This is a genomic window from Polymorphobacter sp. (genome assembly GCF_051860865.1).
Taxonomy (GTDB): domain Bacteria; phylum Pseudomonadota; class Alphaproteobacteria; order Sphingomonadales; family Sphingomonadaceae; genus Sandarakinorhabdus.
The window spans coordinates 1-5,234 of the sequence record NZ_JBIMKZ010000117.1 but is presented as its reverse complement, the minus strand read 5'-3'; the positions used below and the strand labels follow the sequence as shown (position 1 = coordinate 5,234).

General features: G+C 65.9%; 4 protein-coding genes. All 4 read left to right on the top strand.

The annotated features are described in order from the left end of the window. On the top strand, positions 1-1,675 hold a 1,675-nt coding region (gene nuoL / locus ACTIFJ_RS14790; RefSeq protein WP_439534877.1), incomplete at its 5' end, for an NADH-quinone oxidoreductase subunit L. Further along, positions 1,672-3,255 (top strand): NADH-quinone oxidoreductase subunit M, encoded by a 1,584-nt coding sequence (locus ACTIFJ_RS14785; protein WP_439534876.1) that lies wholly within the window; start codon positions 1,672-1,674, stop codon positions 3,253-3,255. The genes nuoL and ACTIFJ_RS14785, both read left to right, overlap by 4 nt. Next, complete coding sequence (gene nuoN, locus ACTIFJ_RS14780) at positions 3,255-4,733, top strand: NADH-quinone oxidoreductase subunit NuoN (protein WP_439534875.1); 1,479 nt, start codon at positions 3,255-3,257, stop codon at positions 4,731-4,733. The genes ACTIFJ_RS14785 and nuoN overlap by 1 nt, the downstream gene beginning before the upstream one ends. Before the next feature lie 19 nt (positions 4,734-4,752). Then, on the top strand, positions 4,753-5,234 hold a 482-nt coding region (locus tag ACTIFJ_RS14775; protein ID WP_439534874.1), incomplete at its 3' end, for a biotin--[acetyl-CoA-carboxylase] ligase.

Genomic DNA, 5,234 nt, shown 5'->3' with positions numbered 1-5,234 from the left:
GCTGTTCACCTTCGCCATGCTGATGCTGGTGACCGCCGACAACCTCGTGCAGATGTTCTTCGGCTGGGAGGGCGTCGGCCTCGCTTCCTATTTGCTGATCGGCTTCTGGTATCACAAGCCCAGCGCCAATGCGGCGGCGATCAAGGCTTTCGTCGTCAATCGCGTTGGCGATTTCGGCTTTTCGCTGGGGATTTTCGCCACCTTCATGGTGTTCGGCACGGTGTCGCTCGATGCGATCAACGCCGCGGTACCGGCGGTAGAGGGCTCGACCTTCTCCTTCCTGGGTGCGCGCGTCGATGTGATGACCTGCCTGTGCCTGCTGCTGTTCGTCGGCGCGATGGGCAAGTCGGCGCAGCTCGGCCTGCACACCTGGCTGCCGGACGCGATGGAGGGGCCAACGCCGGTCTCGGCGCTGATCCATGCCGCCACCATGGTGACGGCGGGCGTATTCATGGTCTGTCGGCTGTCGCCGATGTTCGAGGCGAGCGCCACGGCGCTGGCGGTGGTGACCTATATCGGCGCGGCGACGGCGCTTTTCGCGGCGTCGGTGGCGCTGGTGCAGACCGACATCAAGCGGGTGATCGCCTATTCGACCTGCTCGCAGCTCGGCTATATGTTCTTCGCCGCCGGCTCGGGGGCCTATGGCGCGGCGATGTTCCATCTGTTTACCCATGCGTTCTTCAAGGCGCTGCTTTTCCTGGGTGCCGGCTCGGTCATCCATGCCATGCACCATGAGCAGGACATGCGCTTCTATGGCGGCCTGCGTAAACATATCCCGCTGACCTTCGCGATGATGACCATCGGCACGCTGGCGCTGACCGGATTCTTCTACACCGCCGGCTATTATTCCAAGGATGCGATCCTCGAGGCGGCGTTCGCCAGCGGCACCGATGCCGGTCAGGCGGCGTTCTTCGTCGGCGCGCTGGTGGCGCTGATGACCAGCTTTTATTCGTGGCGGTTGGTGTTCCTGACCTTCTTCGGCACGCCGCGCTGGGCAGGCTCCGAGCATATCGCCCATGCTGCGCACGGCCATGGGCATGGTCATGCGCATGACCACGGCCATGCGGCCGATCCGACTGCCGGCTACCATCCGCACGAAAGCCCCTGGACGATGACGCTGCCGCTGGTGCTGCTGTCGGTCGGCGCGCTGCTCGCGGGCTTCGTGTTCCATGACGGCTTTGTCGGCGCCGAGGGCGGGGTAGCCTTCTGGAACGGGTCGCTGGCCTTCGACGCGGCGCTGATGGAGGCATTGCACCATGTTCCGGCCTGGGTGATCTGGGCCCCGGCAGCGGCCTTTTTCCTTGGGCTGATCGCAGCCTATGTCGCTTATATTGCCAAGCCGGGCCTGCCGGCGGCGGTGGCGGGCGCGGTGCCGGCCCTGTACCGGTTCCTCCAGGAAAAATGGTATTTCGACCGTCTCTATGACGCGATCTTCGTGCGGCCGTCGATGGCGCTCGGCCGCTGGTTCTGGGTGCGCGGTGACCAGAAGACGATCGATGCGCTGGGGCCGGACGGCGCGGCGGCGATTGTCGCCTATGGCGCGTCGCGGGCGCGGCGCTTCCAGTCCGGGCAGGTCTATGCCTATGCCCTGGTGATGCTGGTCGGGCTGGCGGCGGTGGCGGCGTGGTTCGTGCCCGGATCGATCACCGGCGCGCTTTCGGTGGCGGGACAATGAGCGGCGTGCCTATTCTTTCGATCATGGTGCTGCTGCCGCTGGTAGCGGCGCTGGCCATCTTTACACTGGCCGGCAACGAGGCCGAGAAGGCCGGCCGGTCGCGGATCATTGCGCTGGTGACGACACTGGTGCTGTTCGGCCTCGGGCTGTTGCTGTGGCAGGCCTATGAGACGGCCAGCCCGGACTTCCAGTTCGTCGAGCGCGCGGCCCTGTTCGGCCCCTGGCTCGAGTGGCATCTGGGGATCGACGGTATCGCGCTGATGCTGATCCTGCTGTCGGTGTTCCTGATGCCGATCTGTGTGCTGGCGGGATGGGAGAGCGTCAAGACGCGCGTCCCCGAATATCTGGCGGCGTTCCTGGTCATGGAAAGCCTGATGATCGGCACCTTTGCGGCGCGTGACATGCTGTTGTTCTACCTGTTCTTCGAAGCCGGGCTGATCCCAATGTTCCTGATCATCGGCATCTGGGGCGGGGCGCGGCGCATCTATGCGTCCTACAAATTCTTCCTCTACACGCTGCTCGGCTCGGTGCTGATGCTGGTTGGCATGCTGTGGATGATCGGCGAGGTCGGCTCGACAGATATCGGCGTGCTGTCGACCTACGACTTTGATCCGCAGGCGCAGTTCTGGCTGTTCCTGGCATTCTTCGCGTCTTTCGCGGTGAAGATGCCGATGTGGCCGGTGCACACCTGGCTGCCCGATGCGCACGTCGAGGCGCCGACCGCCGGCTCGATCATCCTTGCTGGCGTGCTGCTGAAGCTCGGCGGCTATGGCATGATCCGTTTTTCGTTGCCGATGTTCCCCGATGCCTCGGCGCAGCTGATCTGGCTGGTGTTCGGCCTGTCGATGGTCGCGGTCGTCTACACCTCGCTGGTGGCGCTGGTGCAGGCCGACATGAAGAAGCTGATCGCCTATTCGTCGGTGGCGCATATGGCGTTCGTGACCGCCGGGCTGTTCGCGCTCAACCAGCAGGGTATCGAGGGCTCGATGGTGATGATGCTCAGCCATGGGCTGGTGGCGGGCGCGTTGTTCCTGTGCGTCGGCGTCGTCTATGACCGGCTGCATACCCGAGAGATCAAGCGCTATGGCGGCCTCGCCGACACCATGCCGCGCTATGCGCTGATTCTGTTGTTCTTCACCATGGCCAGCGTCGGCCTGCCGGCGACAAGCGGCTTCGTCGCTGAATTCCTGGTGCTGATCGGGCTTTACCAGACCTCGACCTGGGCGGCGCTGGTGATGACCACCGGCATCATCCTTGGGGCCGCCTATATGCTGTGGTTGTACCGGCGGATCGCCTTTGGCGCGGCGGCCGGCGACGATACACGGGCGATGCCGGACCTCAAGGCGCGCGAGGTGGCGATCCTGCTGCCGGTGGTGGCGGTGGTGCTGTGGATGGGCATCTATCCCAAGCCGTTCCAGGACCCGATGAAGCCGGCGATCGCGGCGGTGACCGCGCGGCTCGAGGGCCGGGAGATGGCGACGCTGCCGACCGACATGACCTTCCTGAGGGCCACCGAGCCGCTGGCGATGCCGCGCGGGCAGGCGGCCCGACACCTGCCCGCCGCAGAGGCCAGCCACTGATGCATCCGATCTTCGCTTCCCTCATCGTCGCGGCGCCGGAGCTGGTGCTGACGCTGGGCGTCCTGCTGCTGCTGATGCTCGGCACCTATGGCGGCGGCGCCAAGGACCCCGGCAATAGGGTGACCGCTCGCGGCGTGACTGTCGGCGCGGTGATCGTAATGGGGATTGCGGCGTTCACATTGCTCGATGCCCCCGTCGGCATGCGGCAGACGGCGTTTGGCGGTCTGTATGTGGCGGACGGCTTTTCGTCGTTCCTGAAGGTGCTGATCCTGGCGGCGGCGGCGGCCTCGATGGTGTTGGCGCTGCCCTGGCTCGAGCAGGCGAAGACGCTGCGCTATGAATATCCGGTGCTGCTGACCTTTGCCGCACTCGGCATGTGCATGATGGTCAGCGCCGACGACATGCTGTCGCTGTACCTCGGGCTCGAGCTGCAATCACTGTCGGCCTATGTGCTGGCGGCTTTCCATCGCAATGAGGGCCGGTCGGCGGAGGCGGGGCTCAAATATTTCGTGCTCGGGGCGCTGGCCAGCGGAATCCTGCTCTACGGGATCTCGCTGGTCTATGGCTTTGCCGGGACGACCAACTTCGGCGGCATCTCGGACGTGCTGGCGGCCGGTGGCAAGTCGCTGGGGCTGGTGATCGGGCTGGTGTTCATCATCGCCGGTCTGGCCTTCAAGATCTCGGCGGTGCCGTTCCATATGTGGACGCCGGACGTCTATGAGGGCGCGCCGACGCCCGTCGCGGCCTTCTTCTCGGCGGCACCCAAGGCGGCCGCACTCGGCCTGCTGGTGCGGGTGCTGGTGCAGGGCTTCGGCCCGGCCAGCTTCGACTGGCAGCAGATCATCATGTTCCTGAGCATTGCGTCGATGGCGCTGGGCGCGGTGGCGGCGATTGCCCAGACCAATGTGAAGCGGCTGCTGGCCTATTCGTCGATCGCCAATATCGGCTTTGCGCTGGTCGGGCTGACGGCGGCGACGGTAGAGGGCATCGACGCGCTGCTGTTCTACCTGACCGTGTATCTGGCGATGACGCTCGGCACCTTCCTGGTGGTGATGCAGCTGCGCACGCCCGATGGCCGGCCGATCGAAGCGATGGCCGATCTCGCCGGCCTGTCGCGATCGCAGCCGCGACTGGCGCTGGCGCTGTCCATCTTCATGTTCTCGCTGGCCGGCATTCCGCCGCTGCTCGGCTTTTGGCCGAAGCTGGCGGTGTTCCAGGCGGTGATTGACGCCGGGCTGGTCGGGCTGGCGGTGGCCGGCTTCGTCGCCTCGGTGGTGGCGGCCTATTATTATCTGCGGGTCGTCAAGATCATGTATTTCGATGCCGACGAGGCCGGGCTGGTCAGCGATGGCTCAGTGGCCAACGGACTGCTGATCCTCGGCGCGGCGCTGTTCTGCTCGCCGGTCGGCATGCTGGCGATGGCGCCGATCGCCACGGCGACCTGGCGGGCGTCGTCGGCGCTGTTCATGGGCCGCTGAGCCCTTGGCGACAGCGGGATTGACCCATCTCGCCGAGGTTGGATCGACCAACGACTGGCTGCTCGTCCGTGCAGCCGAGCTTCGCGATGGCCATTGGGTGGTCGCCGATCGCCAGACCGCCGGACGCGGGCGTCGTGGGCGAGTGTGGCATGACGGTGCCGGAAACCTGATGGCCAGCGTGCTCGTCCATGCCGAGGGGCCGGTGCAGCAACTGTCGTTCGTGGCCGCCGTGGCGCTGCGCGAGTCGGTGCTTGCCGCGTGCGGCGTGGAAACCCGGCTGAAATGGCCCAATGACCTGCTGGTTGGGGATGCCAAACTGTCGGGCATCCTGCTCGAACGCGCCGGCCCGGCGCTGGTGATTGGCTTCGGCGTCAATCTCGGCTGGCATCCGGTCGACGCCGACCGCCCGGCCACCGCCGTGGGCGGCGAGGTGCCGGCGCTGCTGGCGGCGCTGCAGTCGAGGTTCGCTGCATGGCGCGCGGTCTGGGCGACGCAGGGTTT